We start from the raw sequence: 19,421 nt of genomic DNA on the forward strand, positions 1-19,421 counted from the left end.
CCCATGCAGAACAGTCACATGCCGCCGACCACGCTGATCAACGCCCTGACAGTGGACGTGGAGGATTACTTCCAGGTCTCCGCGCTGGCGCAGCACATCGACCGCGCCAGTTGGGACAGCCGGCCGTGCCGGGTCGAGCACAACGTGCAGAGGCTGCTGGCGCTGTTCGAGCGGCGCGATGCGCATGCCACGTTCTTCACGCTCGGCTGGGTGGCCGAGCGCTATCCGCAACTGGTGCGCGACATCGTCGCCGGCGGCCATGAACTGGCCAGCCACGGCTACGGCCATCTGCGGGCCTCGGAACAGACCCCCGAAGAGTTCCGTGAGGACCTGCTGCGCGCCAAGGGCATCCTCGAGGATGTCTCGGGCCAGCCGGTGCTCGGCTACAGGGCGCCGAGCTTCTCGATCGGCTACACGAATCCCTGGGCCTTCGACGTGCTGCTCGAGACCGGCCACCGCTACAGCTCGAGCGTCTACCCGGTCAAGCACGACCATTACGGCATGCCCGATGCGCCGCGTTTCCCGTACGCCGCGCGCCCGGGCCTGACCGAGATCCCGGTGACCACCACCCGCATGTTCGGGCGCAACCTGCCCGGCGGGGGCGGCGGCTACTTTCGTCTCGCCCCGTACGTGCTGAGCCGCTGGGCGCTGAGGCGCGTGAACCGGATCGACCGCGCGCCGGCCATCTTCTACTTCCATCCCTGGGAGATCGATCCGGAGCAGCCGCGCGTGCCCGGCACGAGCCTGAAGACGCGGTTCCGGCACTACGTGAACCTGGACAAGACCGAGGCCCGCCTCGACCGACTGCTCGGCGATTTCCGCTGGGGCCGTGTGGACGAGGTCTACGGACTGCGCGCAGCGTGAACCGGGTGGACGACCAACTTCTCGCGCCGCCCGTTGCCGCCGTGGCGGTGCGCGGCTTCGCGCCGGCCGATCGCGACCGCTGGGACGCGTTCGTGCAGGCCTGCCCCGAGGCGACCTTCTTTCACCGCATCGGCTGGCACGAGATCTTCGAGGGTGTCTTCCGGCACCGCTGCCACTACCTGCTGGCCGAGCGCGACGGCACCATCGTCGGCGTGCTGCCGCTGGTGGAACTGCGCAGCCTGCTGTTCGGGCACTCATTGCAGTCGCTCCCGTTTGCGGTCTATGGCGGGGTGGCGGCGCTGGACGATGCAGCGCGCCACGCGCTGACGGCCGCGGCCGAGTCGCTCGGCCAGCGGCTCGGCGTGTCCCACCTCGAAATGCGCAATCGCAGCACGGTGGAGGCCGGCTGGCCGCGCAGCGATCTGCATGTCACCTTCCGCAAGGCCATCGCGCCAGAGGTGGAAGCCAACCTGCTCGCCATCCCGCGCAAGCAGCGCGCGGTCGTGCGCAAGGCCATCCAGCGTGGCCTGCGCAGCGAGATCGATGCCGGCGTGGACCGCTTCTTCGCGCTCTACGCCGACAACATGCACCGCCACGGGACCCCGCCGCAGCCGAAGCGCTACTTCGAAGCGCTGCGCCGCGTGTTCGGCGACGACTGCGAGGTGCTGCTTGCGCTCAGCCCCGAGGGCGAGCCGGTGGCTGGCGTGATGAGCTTCTACTTCCGCGACGAGGTGCTGCCGTACTACGCCGGTGACCTGACGTCCGCCCGCGACCTGGGCGCGAACGACTTCAAGTACTGGGAACTGATGCGGCGTGCCTGCGAGCGCGGCCTGAAGGTGTTCGACTACGGCCGCTCCAAGCGCGACACCGGCTCGTTCGACTTCAAGAAGAACTGGGGCTTCGAGCCCGAGCCGCTGCACTACGAGTACCGCCTCTACACGCGCGACTCCGTGCCGCAGAACAACCCGGCCAACCCGAAGTACCAGCGCGCCATCGACATCTGGCGCAGGCTGCCGCGCGGCGTGGTCAACACCCTCGGGCCGATGCTTGCCCGTCACCTGGGCTGACACCGTGCCCGCCAGCGATCCGCGTCCGCTCGTCGCCCATGTCGTGCACCGCTTCGACATGGGCGGGCTCGAGAACGGCGTCGTCAACCTGATCAACCGGCTGCCGGCCGATCGCTTCCGGCACGTGGTGATCGCGATGACGGAGGTCGGCGAGTTCCGCCGCCGCGTGCAGCGCGACGACGTGGGCTTCCACGCGCTGCACAAGCCGCCGGGGCAGGGCCTGCGCATCGCGCCGCAGATGGTGCGGCTGCTGCGCGAGTTGCAGCCGGCCATCGTGCACACGCGCAACCTCGGCGCGCTCGAGATGAGCCTGCCCGCGGCCTGGGCCGGCGTGCCGATTCGCGTGCACGGCGAACACGGCTGGGACAGCCACGATCCCGACGGCCGCAGCCGCAAGTGCCAGTGGATCCGGCGTGCCTACCGGCCGCTGGTGCACCGCTACATCGCCCTCTCGCGCCAGCTCGAACGCTATCTGGTCGAGAAGGTCGGTGTGCCGGCCGATCGCATCTCGCAGCTCTACAACGGAGTCGACACGCGCCGCTTCCAGCACGCCACCGGCGGCCGCGCGGCCATCGCCGGTTCGCCGTTCGAAGGCGAGGACCTGTGGCTGGTCGGCACGGTCGGCCGGCTGCAGGCGATCAAGCACCAGACCTTGCTCGCCCGTGCCTTCGTGCGGGCGCTGCAGCTGCAGCCGGCGGCACGCGACAGCCTGCGCCTCGTGATCGCCGGCGACGGCCCGCTGCGCGAAGCGGTGCAGCAGGTGCTGCGCGAGGCTGGAGCGGCGTCGCTGGCCTGGCTGGCCGGCGCACGCGAGGACGTGCCCGAGGTGCTGCGCGGGCTCGATGCCTTCGTGCTGCCCTCGCTCGCCGAGGGCATCTCCAACACCATCCTGGAAGCGATGGCCAGTGGCCTGCCGGTGGTGGCCACGGCGGTCGGCGGCAACCCCGAGCTGCTGGAGGAGGGCACCACCGGCCGCCTCGTGCCCTCGGACGACGTCGAGGCGATGGCCCAGGCGCTGCTCGCCGACTGGCAGGACCGCGAGGGCGCACGCGCCCGCGGCGCCCGGGCCCGCGCGGTGGCGCAGCAGCGTTTCAGCCTGGACGGCATGGTCGCGGCCTACGGCGACCTCTACGAGCGGCTGCTGACGCAGGCCGCTTCACGCGGCGCGCTGCAGCGCGCCTGACGGAGAACCTTTCACATGTGCGGCATCGTCGGCATCTGGGATTCGCGCGGCACGCGGGCCATCGACAGGCAGGCGCTGCTGCGCATGAACGAATCGCAGCACCACCGCGGCCCCGACGAGACCGGCGTGCACCTCGCCCCAGGCGTCGGCCTCGGCCACAAGCGCCTGTCGATCATCGACCTGGCCACCGGCCAGCAGCCGCTGTTCAACGAGGATCGCTCGGTGGTCGTCGTCTACAACGGCGAGATCTACAACTACGGCGAGCTGATCCCGGAGCTGCAGGCGCTCGGGCACGTGTTCCACACCCGCAGCGACACCGAGGTCATCGTGCATGCCTGGGAGGCCTGGGGCGAGGCCTGCGTCGAGCGCTTCCGCGGCATGTTCGCCTTCGCGCTGTGGGACGAGAACCGGCAGACGCTCTTCATGGCGCGCGACCGGCTCGGCGTGAAGCCGCTGTTCTATGCGCAGCTGCCGGATGGCCTCTGGCTGTTCGGCTCCGAGTTGAAGTCGCTGATGACCCATCCGGGCCTGAAGCGCGAGATCGATCCGCGCTCGGTGGAGGACTACTTCGCGGTCGGCTACGTGCCCGAGCCGCGTACCATCTTCACCTCGGCGATGAAGCTGGCGCCGGGCCACACGCTCACCCTGCGCCGCGGCCAGAGCGCGCCGGCGCCGCGCCGCTACTGGGACGTGCGCTTCACCGGCACGAACCGCATCAGCGCCGAGGAGGCGCAGCGGGAGTTGCTCGAGCGTCTGAAGGAGAGCGTGCGCCTGCGCATGATCTCCGAGGTGCCGCTCGGCGCCTTCCTCTCCGGCGGTGTCGATTCGAGCGCCGTGGTGGCGCTGATGGCCGAGCAGTCCAAGGGCCCGGTCAAGTCCTGCTCGATCGGCTTCGACGACCCGGCCTTCAACGAGACCGAGTTCGCCCAGCAGGTGGCCGACCGCTACCGCACCGAACACTTCGTCGACCGCGTCGAGACCGATGACTTCGACCTGATCGACACGCTGGCCTCGCTCTACGACGAGCCCTACGCCGACAGCTCCGCGATCCCGACCTACCGCGTCTGCCAGCTCGCCCGCAAGCACGTCACCGTGGCGCTGTCGGGCGACGGTGGCGACGAAACCTTCGGCGGCTACCGCCGCTACCGCATGCACCTCGCGGAAGAGCGCATGCGCTCGGCGCTGCCGCTGGGCTTGCGCCAGCCGCTGTTCGGCCTGCTCGGGCGTGTCTACCCGAAGGCCGACTGGGCGCCGCGCTTCGTGCGCGCCAAGTCCACCTTCCAGGCGCTTGCGCGCGATTCGGTCGAGGCCTACTTCAACACCGTGTCGATCGTGCGCGACGACATGCGCGGCCTGCTGTTCACGCCCGAGTTCCGGCGCAAGCTGGGGGGCTACCGGGCGATCGACGTGTTCCACGAGCACGCCCAGCGCGCTGGCACGGATGACCCGCTTTCGCTCATCCAGTACATCGACCTGCAGACCTACCTGGTAGGCGACATCAACACCAAGGTCGACCGCGCGAGCATGGCCCACGCGCTGGAGACCCGCGAGCCGCTGATGGACCACCCGCTCGTGGAGTGGATGGCCACCCTGCCGTCGGACCTGAAGCTGCGCGGCGGCGAAGGCAAGTGGCTGCTCAAGAAGACCATGGAACCGCACCTGCCGAACGACGTGCTGTACCGGCCGAAGATGGGCTTCGCCGTGCCGCTGTCGCGCTGGTTCCGCGGGCCGCTGCGCCAGCGCGTGCGCAACGCCTTGCTCGACGGCGAGTTGAATCGCACCGGCTTCTTCAACCGCGCCTACCTCGAGCACATGGTCGATGCGCACGAGTCGGGCCGGCGCGACTACTCCTGGCCGATGTGGACCCTGCTGATGTTCGAGGCCTTCCTGCGGGTCGGCGGCCACGCGCCCGCGATGGCCTCGGCCGCCGCCGCGCCGGCCGAGACCGTGGCCGCCTGAGCCGGGAGCGAACAGCGCATGTGCGGCATCCACGGCTTCTACCACCTTGACGGCCAACGGCCCGATCCGGCCTGGCTCGGCCGCATGGGCGACGTCACCGTGCACCGCGGGCCCGACGACGCTGGCGCGCATGTCGACGGCCCGTGCGCGATCGGCATGCGGCGCCTGTCGATCATCGACCTCTCCGGCGGCCACCAGCCGATCGCCAACCGTGACCGTTCGCTCGTGGTCGTCTGCAACGGCGAGATCTACAACTTCCGCGAACTGCGGCGCGAGCTGCAGGGTTTCGGCCACGAGTTCAGCACGCATTCCGACAGCGAGGTCGTGCTGCACGGCTACGCGCAGTGGGGCGAGCGCTTCGTCGAGCGGCTGAACGGCATGTTCGGCTTCGCGATCTGGGACCAGCGCCGCCAGACCCTGCTGGTCGGGCGCGACCGGCTCGGCATCAAGCCGATCTACTGGCTCGACGACGGCAAGCGCGTCGCCTTCGCCTCCGAGGCCAAGGCGCTGCTGGCGCTGCCCGGCGTCGCACGCGAGGTGGACGAGACGGCGCTGGCCGCCTACCTCGAGCTCGGCTACGTGCCCGCGCCGCTGGCGATCTTCAAGGGCATGCGCAAGCTGCCGATCGCCTCGATGCTGAAGGTCACGCCGCAGGGCAGCTCGATCCTCACGTACTGGCAGCCGCCGACCACGGTGGACACGACGGTCAGCGCGGCCGACTGGGTGCAGCGCGTGCGCGCCAAGCTCGAGGAGTCGGTGCGCATGCAGATGGTCAGCGACGTGCCGATCGGTGCGTTCCTGTCCGGCGGCATCGACTCCAGCGCCGTGCTGGCCTTCATGAGCCGCCACAGCGACACGCCGGTCAAGACCTACTCGATCGGCTTCGACGGGGGCGCCGCCGAGCGCTTCTACAACGAGCTCGACAACGCGCGCCAGGTCTCGCAGCTGTTCAAGACCGACCACCACGAGATCCTCGTCAAGCCCGACGTCGTGCGCCTGCTGCCCAGGCTGCTGTGGCACATGGACGAGCCGATCGCCGACAGCGCCTTCGTCACCACCTACCTCGTCTCGGAGTTCGCGCGCAAGGACGTGAAGGTGATCCTCTCCGGCGTCGGCGGCGACGAGCTGTTCGGCGGCTACCGCCGCTACCTCGGCGAGCACTACATGCGCTACGTGAACTGGCTGCCGCAGGGCGCCAAGCGCGGTGCGGCCAGGCTCGCCGGCCTGCTGCCGAGCGACCGCCACTCGAAGTGGATGAACTACTCGCGCCTGGCGAAGAACTTCCTCGGCGCGGCGGCCTCGCCCTTCACCGAGCGCTACCGCGCCTACGTCGGCGTGTTCGGTGCCGAGGAGGCCGGTGCGCTGATGAAACACGCGCCGGCGCAGCACTTCGATGCGATCGCCGAGAGCTTCGAGCGCCTCGGCGGCGAGGATCCGCTCGCGCGCATGTTCGCCGTCGACGCCTCGACCCAGATGCCCGACGACCTGCTGATGCTGACCGACAAGATGACCATGGCCGCTTCGCTCGAGTGCCGCGTGCCGCTGCTGGACCACGAGCTGGTGGAGCTCGCTGCGGGCATCCCGGCCCACCTCAAGGTCGCCGGCGGCGAGCTGAAGTCGCTGATGAAGAAGTCGCTCGCCGACGTGCTGCCCGCCGAGGTGCTGTACCGGCCCAAGCGCGGCTTCGGCGCGCCGATGGGCGCGTGGCTCAAGGGCGCGCTCTCGGAGATGCTCGGCAGCGCGCTCTCGCGCGAGAGCCTCGAGTCGCGTGGCCTGCTGAACGCCGCGCCGGTGGCGCAGCTGATCGAGGACCACCGCGCCAACCGCGTGGACGGCACCGACAAGCTGCTCGCGCTCCTGAACCTGGAGATCTGGTGCCGCGTCTACCTCGACGGCCGCAGCTCGGCCGACGTGGCCGACCAGCTCGAGGAGGCGGTGGCGTGAAGATTCTCTACGTGTGCCACCGCTTCCCGTACCCGCCCAAGCGCGGCGGCACGATCCGGCCGTTCAACATGATCAAGCACCTGCACGCCGCCGGCCACGAGGTGGTGGTGTGCTCGCTGACGCGTTCGGACGACATGACCAAAGAGGCGCAGGGCATCGCACCCTACTGCAGCGAGTTCCACATCGGCCAGGTGGACGACCGCGTGCAGACGCTGCGCATGCTCGCCACCGTGCCGACACCATGGACGGCCTCGGCCTCGTACTTCCACTCGAGCAAGCTCGACCGCACCATCCGCCGCCTGCTCGCCGAGCGCAAGTTCGACCTCATCTTCGTGCACTGCTCGTCGGTTGCGCATTACGTCGAGCGCGTGCAGGGCATCCCGAAGATCCTGGACTTCGGCGACATGGACTCGGCCAAGTGGCTCGAGTACGCGCAGCACAAGGCCTTCCCGCGCTCGCTGGGCTACTGGTGGGAGGGCGTGCGCCTGCGCGCCGAGGAGAAGCGCCTGGCGCGGCTGTTCGACCTGTGCACCACGATCACGCGGGCCGAGTGCCAGACGCTGATCGACTACGGCACCGGCGCGCCGACCGACTGGTTCCCGAACGGCGTCGACAACATGTTCTTCGCGCCGGTGACCGAGGACTACGATCCCGACAGCATCGTCTTCATCGGGCGCATGGACTACTTCCCGAACCAGCAGGGCATGCTCGACTTCTGCCGCGACACGCTGCCGCTGCTGCGCGCACGCCGGCCCTCGGTGAAGCTGACCATTGTCGGCGCCGAACCCTCGGCGGAGATCCGCGCCCTCGGCCAGATCCCCGGCGTCACCGTGACCGGCACCGTGCCCGACGTGCGGCCCTACGTCACCAAGGCCGCGCTCACGGTGGCCCCGCTGCGCATCGCGCGCGGCACGCAGAACAAGATCCTCGAGGCCATGGCAATGGGCATCCCGGTGGTCTGCAGCCAGATTGCCGCCGGCGGCGTGGATGCGATCCCGGGCGAGCATCTGCTGGCGGCCGACGCGCCGACCGAGCAGGCCGAGGCGATCCTGCGCGTGCTGGAGGACCCGTCCCTGCGCGAGCGGCTCGCCAAGGCCGGCCGTGAACGGGTGCTCACCAACCATGCCTGGCCAAGCTCGATGCGGCGCCTCGATGCCATCATCGAGCGCTGCCTGGCCGCGTACCCCTCTTCCTCTCAGCTACAAGCCCAGTCGTCATGAAAATCAGCGTCTTCGGTCTCGGTTACGTCGGTGCGGTCTCGTGTGCCTGCCTGCCCGAACTCGGCCACGAGGTGATCGGCGTCGACACCAATCCGAGCAAGGTCCGCATGATCAACGACGGGCAGTCGCCGGTCGTGGAGGAGGGCATCAACGAGCTGATCGCCGCCGCGGTGCAGGCCGGCAAGCTGCGCGCGACCGACGATGTCGAGACCGCGGTGCTCGGCTCGGAGGTCTCGCTGATCTCGGTGGCCACGCCCTCGAACCCGAACTACACGCCCAACCTCACGGCGGTGGACACGGTGATCCGCTCCATCGGCGCGGCCATCCGCAAGAAGGACGGCCACCACACCCTCGTGCTGCGCAGCACCGTGCCGCCGGGCACGACGGAAGACCGCATCCAGCCGCTGCTCGAGGAGGCCGTGGGCCGCAAGGTCGGCGACCGCCTCTCGCTGGTGTTCAACCCCGAGTTCCTGCGCGAAGGCTCGTCGGTGAAGGACTTCCACCAGCCGCCGCAGACGGTGATCGGCAGCCTCGACGAGGCCGGCTACCAGGCCCTCGAGCGCATGTACCAGGGCCTGCCCGGCGAGATGGTGCGCACCTCGTGCCGCGTGGCCGAGTCGGTGAAGTACCTGTGCAACGTGTTCCACGCGATGAAGATCGTGTTCGCCAACGAGGCCGGCTCGGTGCTCAAGGCCTGCGGGCTCGACGGCCGCGAGGTGATGAAGATCTTCTGCCAGGACAAGCAGCTCAACATCTCGCCGGCCTACCTGCGCCCGGGCTTCGCCTTCGGCGGCTCGTGCCTGCCCAAGGAGGTCAAGGGGTTCCTGACGCTCGCACGCGGCAAGGACGTGCCCATCCCCGCGCTGGCCGGCCTGCTGGAGAGCAACGAGGCGCACATCGAGCGTGCCTACGACATGATCGCGCGCGATGGCCGGCGCAAGGTCGCGCTCTTCGGCCTGGCCTTCAAGCCCGGCACCGACGACATGCGCGACTCGCCGCTGGTGACGCTCGCCGAACGCCTGATCGGCAAGGGTTTCGAGCTGGTGATCTACGACAACTTCGTCAAGATCAGCCGCCTGCTGGGCAAAAACAAGGAGTTCATCGACCGCGAGATCCCGCACCTCGACCGCCTGCTGCAGGAGACGCCCGAGCAGGCCCTGGCCGACGCGCAGGTGGTGGTGATCGGCCACGCCGATGCGGCAGCACGCAAGGCCATCGTCGCGCGGGCGGCGGGCAAGCGCATCGTCGACCTGTCGGGCTACGCCGAGCTGCGCGAGGCCGGCGCGGCGGAGTACGAGGGCATCTGCTGGTGAACTCCGCGCGGCCGCGGCTCGCATTCGTCTCGCCGAGCTTCCTGTTCCCGAACGACACCGGCGGGCGGATACGCACCACCAACGTCCTGCGCGGCCTCAAAGGCGGCGCGTTCGACGTGACGCTGCTCGCCCCGGCCAGCGCGGCCCAGCAGCGCGACTGGGCCGGCGAGATCAAGGGCGTGTGCGATCGCTTCATCGCCTGGGAACCGGAATCGGCCCGGCCGCAGTGGATGCGTGCGCTGGGGCTGTGGCGCGACCTGCCGGTCAACGTGCAGTCCGACCGAACGCCGGCCGGACTGCGCGCGGTGCACGAGCTGCTGGCCGGCGAGCGCTTCGACGTGGTGGTGTTCGACTTCGTGCACGCGGCGGTGCTGCGGCCGGCGCATGTCGACGCGGCCACCGTCTGCTTCACGCACAACGTCGAGGCCGAGATCTTCGCCCGGCACGTCAAGGCGGCCGGCAATCCGCTGATGCGCGCCGTCTGGGCCAGCCAGGCGGGCAAGATGCAGCAGTTCGAGCGCACGGCGCTGCGTGCCTTCGATACCGTGGTGGCCGTGTCCGAGCGCGATGCGGACTGGTTCCGCGAGCACTACCAGCTCGCCGCAGTGGACACCATCCCGACCGGCGTCGACCTCGACTTCTTCGCCTGGCGCGAGCCGCCGGCGCTGGACGAGGCGCACGCGCCGACGCTGGTGTTCACCGGCTCGATGGACTGGGCCGCGAACATCGACGGCATCCGGCATTTCCTGGCCGAGGTGTGGCCGCGCGTGCGCCAGGCGCGGCCCGATGCGCGCCTGGTCGTCGTGGGCCGGCGCCCGCCCGCGACGCTGGTCGAGCAGGCCAAGGCCCTGCCCGGGGTGCAGTTGACCGGCTATGTGGACGACGTGCGGCCTTACGTGCATGCGGCGCACGTGTTCATCATTCCCCTGCGTGTCGGCGGCGGTACCCGGATCAAGGCGTTCGAGGCGATGGCCATGGGCTGCCCGGTCGTCTCGACGGCGATCGGCATCGAAGGGCTGGACGTGCAGCCCGACGAACACTTCCTGCTGCGCGATGCCGCGCAGGACCAGGCCGAGGCCATCCTGCGCCTGCTGGGCGACGCCGCGTTGCGCAACCGCCTGTCGCGGCAGGCACGGCGCTGCGTGGAGGAGCGCTTCGGCCACCGCGTCGTGGCCCGTGTGTTCGAGCGCATCTGCCTGGATGCGCTGCAGCGGCGGGCCACGGCGGCCGTGGCCGCCTGAACCGCTCGACCCGATGGCCGCGTTGCGGGTGCTGACCTTCACCTCGCTGTTCCCCAGCGAGGCGCGTCCGCGGCACGGCATCTTCGTCGAGAACCGGCTCCAGCACCTGCGGCGTGACTGCGCGGTGGACGCCCGTGTGGTGGCCCCGGTGCCGTGGTTCCCCTTTTCCGGCCAGGCCTTCGGCAGCTACGGGCGCTTTGCCGCCACGCCGCGCCGTGCCGTGCGCGCCGCCGGCCTGCAGGTCAGCTACCCGCGCTACCTGATGCTGCCGAAGGTGGGCGTCGCGCTGCAGCCCGACAGCATGGCCCGGGCGGCGCACGCGGACATCCGCGGCCTGATCGCCGCAGGCTGGCAACCCGAGCTGATCGACGCCCACTACCTGTATCCCGACGGCGTTGCCGCGGCGCTGCTGGCGCAGCGGCTGGGCCTGCCGTTCGTCATGACGGCGCGCGGCACCGACGTCAACGTGATCGCGCAGCAGCCCGGCCCGGGGCAACGCATCCGCGACGCGGCGGCGCGCGCCGCCGCGGTGATCGCGGTGTCGCAGCCGCTGAAGGACAAGCTGGTGGGGCTCGGCGTGGATCGCGCGAAGATCCACGTCCTGCGCAACGGCGTCGACACCGAGCTGTTCCGCCTCGAGGCCCGCAGCGCCGCGCGTGCGGCACTGGGGCTGCCGGCCGATGGCGCGATCGCTGCCAGCGTGGGCAACCTCGTGCCGGAGAAGGGGCAGGCGCTGGCCATCGAGGCGCTGACTGCGCTGCCCCAGCTGCGCCTGGTGATCGTGGGTGACGGACCGTTGCGACGCGAACTCGCCGCGCAGGCGGCGCGCAGCGGGGTCGCCTCGCGTGTCGAGTTCCGCGGGGTGATGCCGCAATCCGACCTGAGCCGGCTGTACGCCGCGAGCGACGTGCTGCTGCTGACCTCGCAGCGCGAGGGCTGGCCCAACGTCGTGCTCGAGGCGATGGCCTGCGGCACCCCGGTGGTGGCGTTCGACGTCGGTGCCGTGCGCGAGATGATCACGTCGGCGCTGACCGGCCGCGTCGTGGTGCAGCGCGACGCCGCGGCCCTCGCTGCCGCGGCGGCGTCGGTCCTGGCCTCGCCGGTGCCGCGCCAGTCGATCCGCGACCATGCCGCGCAGTACGACTGGGCGTCGATCTCGCGGGGCCAGTGGTCGCTGTTCCTGCGTGCGACCGGGCGCGCCGCCGAGGCGGCGCTGGTGGCCGCCTGAGGCCCGCATGCTGTCCGCCGCTGCGTTCGCGCTGTTCTGCCTGGTCTGCACGGTGTTCGCGTTCACGCGGCACCCGATCTGGGGCGTCCACTTCTACCTCGCGACCACCTACGTGTTCCCGCCCGGCCGCTGGTGGGGCTACATCTTCGGCGAGCTGCGCTGGGCGCTGCTGTCGGCCCTGGTGACCGCTCTGGCGATCGCGTTCCATCGCGGCAAGCTCAAGCCCAGGCCGCTGTGGCTGGCGCACGGCCCGGTGATCTGCCTGCTGATCTACGTGGCCTGGATGTGGGCCCAGACCTTCTGGGCGCTCGACCAGAGCGAGCACCTGCGCGGCACGGTCGAGTTCTCGAAGTGTCTGTTCGCGCTCTGGTTCGTCTATCGCGTGACGGACACGAAGGAGCACGTGCGCGACTTCATGTTCGCGCACCTGCTGGGCTGTGCGCTGCTGGGCATCTACGCCATCACAACAGGCCGGGAGGGCGGCCGGCTCGACGGCGTCGGCGGCCCGGGCATCGACGACTCCAACACCCTCGCGATGTACCTGGCCACCGGCGCCATCGTCGGTGTCGGGCAGGTGCTGACGCAGCGCGGATGGCACCGCTACCTGGCGCTGCTGGCGATGGCGCTGTGCGCCGAGGGTTTCGTACTCGCCAACAGCCGCGGCGCCTTCGGCGGTCTGCTGGCCGGCGGACTGGTGCTCGCCTTCTGCACCGCCAAGCGCTACCGCCGCTACTTCTGGGCCTTCGCGATCGTCGGCCTGGTCGGCATGGTGTCGGTGATGGACAAGACCTTCATCGAGCGCATGTTCACGGTGGCCGACGTCGCGTCCGACAGCGAGGAGGCCGATCCCAGTGCGCGCTCGCGCGTCGTGATCGCCGAGGCCCAGTTGCGCATGTTCAGCGACTACCCGATGGGCATCGGCTGGCGCGGCACGGCGGTGCTCAGCGCGCGCTACATGGATCGCCGCTGGCTCACCGGCGACGAGTTCGAGGCCGCCCGCTCCTCGCACAACACCTACATGACGGCGCTGACCGAAGGTGGCCTGCCCGGCGCGCTCATCTACGCGTGCCTGCTTTTCTGGGTGGCTGCCGCGTTCTTCCGGCTGCGCCGCCTGCGTGGGCCGCAGTACGACCCCGACCTGGCGACGCTGGGTGGTGCGCTGTATGCGGCCATCATCGTGGTGCTGGTCGCCGGCCTGGGCACCGACTACCTGACCCGCGAGGTGCAGTTCTGGCTCTATGGCGCGCTCGTGTCGGTGTTCCGCCTGGCCGAGTCGCCGGTGGCCAGCCACGCGGGCGGCGTGCCGGCCGATGCGCCGCGGCATGCCCCGGCCTGACCCGACCGTCCCGTTGTCCCGCCGATGATGCGTCTGCCATTCTCCTTCGCCTCCCCGGCCGGCCCGCGCGGGCGCCTGAGCATCCTGATCTTCCATCGCGTGCTGCCGGCGCCCGACCCGCTGTACCCGGACGTGCCCTGGGCCGACGAGTTCGAGGCGCACATGCAGTGGGTGCGCTCGTGGTTCAACGTCATGCCGCTGGCACCGGCCATCGACGCGCTGTTCGCCGGCCGCATCCCCTCGCGCGCGCTGGCGATCACCTTCGACGACGGGTACGCCGACAACGAGGAGGTCGCGGCCCCCATCCTGCGCCGGCTCGGCCTGTCCGCGACCTTCTTCGTCTCCACCGGCTTCCTGGGCGGCGGCTGCATGTGGAACGACCGCGTCATCGAGGCGATCCGTGCCTGCACCGCGCCGGCCCTGGACCTGCGCCCCTTCGGCCTCGCGCAGCACGTGCTGGACTCGCCGGCGGCGCGGCGGCGCGCCATCGATGCCACGCTGGTGGGCATCAAGCACCTTCCGCCGACCGAGCGGGCCTCGGTCACCGACGCGATCGTCGCGGCCGCCGGTGCCCGGCCCTCGCCGCCGCTGATGATGCAGCCCGGGCAGGTGCGCCGCTTGCGCGAACTCGGCATGGACGTCGGCGCGCACACCGTGTCGCACCCCATCCTGACCCGGCTCTCCCCCGAGGCGGCCTTCGAGGAAATGAGCCGCGGCAAGCGCGAGCTGGAGGAGATCCTGCGCGAGCCCGTGCCGCTGTTCGCCTACCCGAACGGGGTGCCGGTGCAGGACTACGGCCTCGAGCACACCCGCATGGCGCGCGACTGCGGCTTCAGCGCCGCGGTGTCGACCGCCTGGGGGGCGGCCTCGCCGCGCTCGGACCGCTACCAGCTGCCCCGCTTCACGCCGTGGGACCGCACGCGGCTGCGCTACGGCGTGCGTCTGCTGGCCAACTTCCGCCAGGCCGAGCGTGTCGCTGCTTGATCTCTGCGGGTGCTCAGAGCTTGCGCGACTCCAGCCAGAGCCCGAGCATCATCAGTACCCACAGCATCGTGCCGAAGTAGGCCGGGTGCTCTCGCAGCCTTTGACCAAGCAGGTCGTCGATCAGGCGTGACTCCACGATGCCGCGCTGCCGCAGCGTGCCGATGCTGTCCGCGGCAAGCTCGAACAGCGGTTGGTGGCCGACCAGCCAGTCACCCACCGGCAGCCCGAACCCGTGCTTGGTCTTGGTGATCACCTCGTGCGGCAGCAGGTCGCTCATCGACTGCTTGAAGAACCAGCGCAGCGCCGTGCCACGCAGCTTCAGGCGCGAGCCCAGGTGCTGCGAGAAGGCGATCAGCCGCTCGTCGAGCATCGGGAAGGCGACGTCGATGCCGGCCAGGTCGCACATCTGCGTGACCTTGGGCAGGTCACCGTCGGCCAGGATGAACCGCAGGTCGATGCCGAGCATCTGGTTGATCAGGCTCGCGTCGGCGTACGGCCGGTGCGCGTCGGCCAGCAGCTTCTCCGGGTGATGCGCGTCGATCGTGCGCAGGAACTCTGGCGTGAAGACCTGCTCGACGCCGAGGTGCATCAAGAGGTTGTACGAGGTGTAGCGCTGCGGCATCGGCGGGCGAGCCTGCAGCACGTAGCTGCGCAGCTTCTTGACCACCGGCACGCGATCCGTGCCCGGAACGGACAGCAGCAGCGGCTCGACGAAGGCGCTTCGCAGCAGCGCCGGCAGGTGCTGGTACAGACCCAGCAGGTGGTACTTGGCGTAGCGCTCGTTGCCGCCGAACAGTTCGTCGCCGCCGTCGCCGGCCAGCAGTCGCTGCATGCCGTGGTCGCGAGCCACCTTGGCGCAGTAGTACGTCGGCACGGCCGACGCATTGCCGAACGGCTGATCGTAGGAAGTCGCGATCAGTGGCACGGCGTTCACTACGTCCTGCGGGGTGACGTAGTACTCGTGATGTTCGGCACCGAAGTGGCGCGCCGCCAGCCGCGCATACGCCATCTCGTCGTAGCCCTTGGCGTCGAAGCCGATGGAGAACGCCGCAACGGCGCCGCCTCGTGTGCGAGCGAGCATGCCGGTCACTGTCGAACTGTCGATGCCGCCGGACAGGAAGGTGCCGGTGCCCGGCATGTCGTCGAGGTCGCCGACCGCGTCGCGCATCAGGGTGGACAGTTCGGCCCGCATCGCCGGGCTGTCCCCGCGGCCGTCTTCGTCGAACCGCATCTGCCAGTAGGGCGAGGGCGCCCCCGCACCCCGGTGGCCGAACTCGATCGCGTGGCCGGGCGGCAGGCGGCTCGCCTGTTCGTAGATGGTGCCCGGCCCGGGTGTCACGTGGTAGTAGACGTAGTCGAACAGGGCCTGCGAGGACAGCCTCCGCGACGCTTCGGGAAATCCGGTCACGAAGTCGAGCGACGTGCCGAAGACCAGCGCGCGGCCCTGCTGGCGATAGAACATGCGGTGCACGCCGATGCGGTCGACCGCGAGCAGCCCGGATCGTCGGCTCGCGTCCCAGAACGCGAGCGCAAAGTCGCCGCCGATCTCAGCCAGCGCCGCGGCGCCGCGGTCACGCAGCGCACGCAGCACGTCGACGGCGTCGAGCGCGCGCGCGCCGTCGGCGATTCGGCGCGGATGACCGGACAGCGCGAGCCAGCAGCCGTCGTCGTCGACGAGGCGCGGCCGCAGCCGCTCGCCGTGCACGGCCAGGCCCGCGTGGCGGCCGCTGCGAGACTCCCGGGCGTCGGCCCGGGCCCGCCCGCCGTCGAGCATGCCGGCCAGGCAGGCCTCGCCGTCCTGACGCTCGTCCTGCCCGAACCAGCCGCAAAGTCCTCTCATGCGCTGCCCTTTCCGCAGTCTGTGGGTCGGCGCGGCGTCATGCCGCGCGAAGCGGGAGCTGATCGAGCCAGCCGAGCGTCTCGTCCTGCACGCGTTCCAGCCATGGGCGCTGCGAGAACGTATGGTCCGCGTCGGGCAGGTCGATCCGCTGCACCTTCGGCGCCTGCAGCAGGCCGCGCCAGGCGTCCGAACGGGCCGCGTACTCGGCGAACTCCTTTGCCGTCAGATCGTTGCCGCTCATCAGCAGCAGCATCGGGCCGCGCAGCCGGCGCAGGCCGTCGGCCATGAGGTGCTGGAACGGCCGCGCGGCAGCGACGCCCGCACCGCTCGCGCCGCGGGCCCTCGCGCCGATCCAATCGCGCCGGAACGACTCGATCGACCCGCGCCAATCGAGGCCGCCACGCATCAGCTTGTGCCAGAACTCGCGCTGCAGCAGGCGCGCGGCGTAGTAGTGCTTGACGCGTGCGGCGGCCAGCGTCGCTTCGCTGCGCGCCCAGGGGTTCGCCGCCACGATGCCGGCAACGCGCGGGTCGCCGGCGAGGAACATCAGCGCTGCCGACGCCGCATCGCACAGGCCCCAGACCACCACCCCGGCGCACGACGGCGCCGCTCGAAGCAGCGCCTCCAGCGCGGCGCGCAGATCGTCGCCTGCCGCATCGAAGGCCTTGCGCTCGCCTTCGCTGTCGCCCATGCCGCCATAGTCGAAGCGCAGCGTCGTAAAGCCGGCCGTCGCCAGGCGCCGGGCCAGCGACACGAACATGCGGTGACTGCCCGCCCGGTACTGCGGGCCGCCGGTCACGATTAGCACGGCCGGGCGCGCCGGCCCCGCGGCGAGTGCAGGATGCGCGACGACGCCCCACAGACGGTGGCCGTCGCAGTCGAACGCCAGCACATCCTCTTGAAAGCCAGTCGCTGTCACGCCGGAACCTGCTGCGCCGTCCCGCCGTGCCGCGGCATCGCCGGCGCCGAGCCGGCGATCGCCTGCACAGTGCGGTGTAGCAGTTCGTCGCACTCCTCGATCTCCTGCGTCTGCCAGAAGGCCGGTCCTGCGAAGACCTGGGCATCGACCTCGACGCCTGATTGCCGCCAGCGGGCTATGCACTGGGCTGCGGGCACCGGCAGGGCCGGCGGATCGAGCGCGCTGAGCTCGAGCCAGACCACCCGACCGGCCCAGCCGGCAGGCAGATCCAGGCGTGCGTTCTCCAGCCCGTGCGTCAGCGACGGCGCGAGTTCGTAGCCGCCCACCTCCACGCACTCGCCGGCGCGCAGGCGCTGCAACGGGCTCGGCCCACCGGTGTGCTTCTGCGCGCCGACGATGCGCGCGCCGGCGTGCAGGCGCAGGAACTGCTGCAGGTGCTGTGCGCCGGCCAGGGCCGGTTGCCAGAGCATCAGATGAAGTTCCGGCCGCGGCTCGACAGCCGCTGCCGCCGCCAGCAGTGCGCCCGCGCGGTGCCCCCACAGCCACAACGGGCGGCCCCGATCGGCGTGCACCAGCTCGTCCCGGACCTCGGAGCACCACGCGTCCCAGGTGGCGTCGCGAAACTCTCCAGCGCTGTCGCCGCATCCGTGCAGATCCGTCTGCACCACGGTCCATCCATGGGCCGCCAGTGCACGGGCCGTGCGCGCGACCATCCGCCGGGACTTGTTCATCTCCTCGGCGAACGCGTGCACGAAGACCACGGTGCCCGCGTCCGAGGGCGACGCAGGCCGCGAGACCAGCCGGAATCGCCGGCCGGCAGGACCGTCGACGAGCATGCCCGACTGCATGATCGGGCCGCCGGACGTCATGGGTTCAGCTTGCCCCGGACGAACTCGGTCAGGCTGGCGACACTGGCGAAAGTGCGACCGTCGACCTCATCGTCGTCAACGGCGATGCCGAACCGTTCTTCGAGTGCCGTGAGGATGGAGACGACGGCCATCGAGTCGAGTTCGGCCACGGTTCCGAGCAGCGGCGAGTCCGCGTCGAGTCGCTGCTTCGCAGCATCCAAGCCCAGCACGGCGTGCAGGGTCCTGATCACTTCCTGTTCGATGTCCACGTGGGTACCTGCGGGTTGAGTCCGTCATGAGCACGCCTTGCGCGTGCGCCGGACCGATGAGCGAGGCCGGATTCTACGGGGGGCCAGACCGGGGCAGACCCCTCGGGAACGGGTGCTGCGCATCGCCACCCCCAGAGCGATGGGACGCGGCGACGTCGTTGGGGGAGGTTTGCACTTGTAAGAACTTCGTCCCCAACAAGTTCACGACTTGGGCCGTCGATGTCTTGTCACCCCCTTGAACGGGGGGGGGTGGATGGGGACGCGGGTTTGTATCGGAGCACTGCCGGATCACACCGCCCGTTACCTCCAGCAGGTGCCGTTACAGGCGCCCAAGGCAGCGCCCGTAGCCTCGCGTCCCATAGCGTCCTGAAGAGGCGCTCACTCGGAACGAATCGCCGACCCGGACAGGTCGGCAATCGCGTCGCATCACCGAGGGGGTTTCAAACGCGACTGAGCGGCCACGCCGATGGCGGGGTTGGTGGTCTGCGCGCCCGTCGACGTGCTGCACCTCTTGAATGAAGGAACGTTGGGAATGAAGTTGAGGTTGAATCCTGCCGCGCTGTTGGTGGCACAGGCGATCGCAGCCATGGCGGTCAGTGGTTGCGGTGGGGCGAACGATGGTGCGGACACGGCGGAAGCCGACAACGAGTTGGCCCAGGCCCAGGCGCTGCGGCGGACCACCTGGGTGAAGATCGCGGACGAAGGGCAAGCCTTCACCGTGTCAGGCACGCGCACCGTCCGCTATGGAGCCGGCACCAACTGGATCAAGAAGTCCGTCACGGGCACCGGCCAGTGCACGAACTCCTTCTTCGGGTCCGACCCGGCCTACATGGTCGTCAAGAGATGCGAGGTGTCGAGTTCCACCTCGGCACCGGCACCGGCACCGGCACCGGCACCGGCACCGGCACCGGCACCGGCACCGGCACCGGCGCAATGGGTTCACGTGGCGACCGAAGGCCAGTCCTTCTCTGTGTCGGGCAGCCAGACCGTCCGCTACGGCGCCGGCACCTCGTGGATCCAGAAGGTCGTCTCCGGCTCCGGTCAATGCACGAACGCCTTCTTCGGTTCTGACCCGGCTTACATGGTCGTCAAGTCGTGCCAGGTGAGCAGCACGGCGACGGCGCCCGCACCGGCGCCCGCGCCCGCTCCGGCACCGGCACCGGCACCGGCACCGGCACCGGCACCGGCACCGGCACCGGCACCGGC

15 protein-coding genes and 1 pseudogene are annotated in these 19,421 nt (G+C 70.3%); 12 read left to right on the top strand and 4 right to left on the bottom strand.

Features of this window, described 5'->3' with window-relative positions:
• Nucleotides 1-18: 18 nt before the first annotated feature.
• From D9C15_RS26945 to D9C15_RS26995, 11 genes are read left to right on the top strand one after another with little or no spacing between them, the layout of a single operon-like run.
• A complete protein-coding gene (locus tag D9C15_RS26945; RefSeq protein WP_128001958.1) occupies nt 19-864 on the top strand; it encodes an XrtA system polysaccharide deacetylase in 846 nt (281 codons plus the stop codon).
• A 5-nt stretch (nt 865-869) separates the two neighbouring features.
• Complete coding sequence (locus tag D9C15_RS26950; protein WP_128001960.1) at nt 870-1,931, top strand: FemAB family XrtA/PEP-CTERM system-associated protein; 1,062 nt, start codon at nt 870-872, stop codon at nt 1,929-1,931.
• 4 nt (nt 1,932-1,935) lie between these two features.
• Complete coding sequence (locus tag D9C15_RS26955; protein WP_205854912.1) at nt 1,936-3,114, top strand: TIGR03088 family PEP-CTERM/XrtA system glycosyltransferase; 1,179 nt, start codon at nt 1,936-1,938, stop codon at nt 3,112-3,114.
• A 15-nt stretch (nt 3,115-3,129) separates the two neighbouring features.
• The gene (locus D9C15_RS26960) at nt 3,130-5,073 is read left to right on the top strand and encodes an XrtA/PEP-CTERM system amidotransferase (RefSeq protein ID WP_128001961.1); all 1,944 of its coding nucleotides are present in this window, start codon (nt 3,130-3,132) and stop codon (nt 5,071-5,073) included.
• 18 nt (nt 5,074-5,091) lie between these two features.
• Nucleotides 5,092-7,017, top strand: coding sequence for an asparagine synthase (glutamine-hydrolyzing) (gene asnB / locus D9C15_RS26965; RefSeq protein WP_128001963.1), 1,926 nt, complete (start codon nt 5,092-5,094; stop codon nt 7,015-7,017).
• Nucleotides 7,014-8,237 carry a TIGR03087 family PEP-CTERM/XrtA system glycosyltransferase gene (locus D9C15_RS26970; RefSeq protein ID WP_128001965.1) on the top strand — a complete coding sequence of 408 codons (1,224 nt, stop codon included), beginning with the start codon at nt 7,014-7,016 and terminating at the stop codon, nt 8,235-8,237. Before asnB ends, D9C15_RS26970 begins: the two co-directional genes overlap by 4 nt.
• A complete protein-coding gene (locus D9C15_RS26975) occupies nt 8,234-9,550 on the top strand; it encodes a nucleotide sugar dehydrogenase (RefSeq protein WP_128001966.1) in 1,317 nt (438 codons plus the stop codon). Before D9C15_RS26970 ends, D9C15_RS26975 begins: the two co-directional genes overlap by 4 nt.
• Nucleotides 9,547-10,791 (top strand): glycosyltransferase, encoded by a 1,245-nt coding sequence (locus D9C15_RS26980; RefSeq protein WP_164886870.1) that lies wholly within the window; start codon nt 9,547-9,549, stop codon nt 10,789-10,791. The genes D9C15_RS26975 and D9C15_RS26980 overlap by 4 nt, the downstream gene beginning before the upstream one ends.
• Before the next feature lie 13 nt (nt 10,792-10,804).
• Nucleotides 10,805-12,019 carry a glycosyltransferase gene (locus tag D9C15_RS26985; RefSeq protein WP_128001970.1) on the top strand — a complete coding sequence of 405 codons (1,215 nt, stop codon included), beginning with the start codon at nt 10,805-10,807 and terminating at the stop codon, nt 12,017-12,019.
• A 7-nt stretch (nt 12,020-12,026) separates the two neighbouring features.
• Nucleotides 12,027-13,355 (top strand): O-antigen ligase family protein, encoded by a 1,329-nt coding sequence (locus D9C15_RS26990; protein ID WP_164886871.1) that lies wholly within the window; start codon nt 12,027-12,029, stop codon nt 13,353-13,355.
• Nucleotides 13,356-13,379: 24 nt separating this feature from the next.
• Nucleotides 13,380-14,339 carry a polysaccharide deacetylase family protein gene (locus D9C15_RS26995; RefSeq protein WP_128001974.1) on the top strand — a complete coding sequence of 320 codons (960 nt, stop codon included), beginning with the start codon at nt 13,380-13,382 and terminating at the stop codon, nt 14,337-14,339.
• A gap of 13 nt (nt 14,340-14,352) precedes the next feature.
• On the opposite strand, the gene D9C15_RS27000 is transcribed toward D9C15_RS26995, so the two are convergent.
• The 4 genes from D9C15_RS27000 to D9C15_RS27015 are packed head-to-tail and all read right to left on the bottom strand — an operon-like array spanning nt 14,353 to nt 18,215.
• Nucleotides 14,353-16,179 carry an asparagine synthetase B family protein gene (locus tag D9C15_RS27000; protein ID WP_128001976.1) on the bottom strand — a complete coding sequence of 609 codons (1,827 nt, stop codon included), beginning with the start codon at nt 16,177-16,179 and terminating at the stop codon, nt 14,353-14,355.
• A gap of 37 nt (nt 16,180-16,216) precedes the next feature.
• Nucleotides 16,217-17,071, bottom strand: coding sequence for a hydrolase 1, exosortase A system-associated (locus D9C15_RS27005; protein WP_164886872.1), 855 nt, complete (start codon nt 17,069-17,071; stop codon nt 16,217-16,219).
• Nucleotides 17,072-17,094: 23 nt separating this feature from the next.
• Nucleotides 17,095-17,967 (bottom strand): hydrolase 2, exosortase A system-associated, encoded by an 873-nt coding sequence (locus D9C15_RS27010; protein ID WP_240668611.1) that lies wholly within the window; start codon nt 17,965-17,967, stop codon nt 17,095-17,097.
• Entirely contained in the window at nt 17,964-18,215 is a 252-nt protein-coding gene (locus D9C15_RS27015) for an acyl carrier protein (RefSeq protein ID WP_128001980.1), read from the bottom strand. Before D9C15_RS27015 ends, D9C15_RS27010 begins: the two co-directional genes overlap by 4 nt.
• A gap of 466 nt (nt 18,216-18,681) precedes the next feature.
• Between D9C15_RS27015 and D9C15_RS33550 the strand changes: the two are divergent.
• Nucleotides 18,682-19,421: pseudogene (locus tag D9C15_RS33550) on the top strand (hypothetical protein); the annotation flags it as partial.

Origin of the sequence: Piscinibacter defluvii, assembly GCF_004011805.1 — a bacterium.
Lineage (GTDB): Bacteria > Pseudomonadota > Gammaproteobacteria > Burkholderiales > Burkholderiaceae_C > Piscinibacter > Piscinibacter defluvii.

Excerpts from the sequence above, each read along its gene's own strand:
- D9C15_RS26985 (WP_128001970.1), top strand. The coding sequence starts at position 10,805 with ATGGCCGCGTTGCGGGTGCTGACCTTCACCTCGCTGTTCCCCAGCGAG.
- D9C15_RS26990 (WP_164886871.1), top strand. The coding sequence starts at position 12,027 with ATGCTGTCCGCCGCTGCGTTCGCGCTGTTCTGCCTGGTCTGCACGGTG.
- D9C15_RS27010 (WP_240668611.1), bottom strand. The coding sequence starts at position 17,967 with ATGACGTCCGGCGGCCCGATCATGCAGTCGGGCATGCTCGTCGACGGT.
- D9C15_RS26945 (WP_128001958.1), top strand. The coding sequence starts at position 19 with ATGCCGCCGACCACGCTGATCAACGCCCTGACAGTGGACGTGGAGGAT.
- D9C15_RS26975 (WP_128001966.1), top strand. The coding sequence starts at position 8,234 with ATGAAAATCAGCGTCTTCGGTCTCGGTTACGTCGGTGCGGTCTCGTGT.
- D9C15_RS26995 (WP_128001974.1), top strand. The coding sequence starts at position 13,380 with ATGATGCGTCTGCCATTCTCCTTCGCCTCCCCGGCCGGCCCGCGCGGG.
- D9C15_RS26960 (WP_128001961.1), top strand. The coding sequence starts at position 3,130 with ATGTGCGGCATCGTCGGCATCTGGGATTCGCGCGGCACGCGGGCCATC.
- D9C15_RS27000 (WP_128001976.1), bottom strand. The coding sequence starts at position 16,179 with ATGAGAGGACTTTGCGGCTGGTTCGGGCAGGACGAGCGTCAGGACGGC.
- asnB (WP_128001963.1), top strand. The coding sequence starts at position 5,092 with ATGTGCGGCATCCACGGCTTCTACCACCTTGACGGCCAACGGCCCGAT.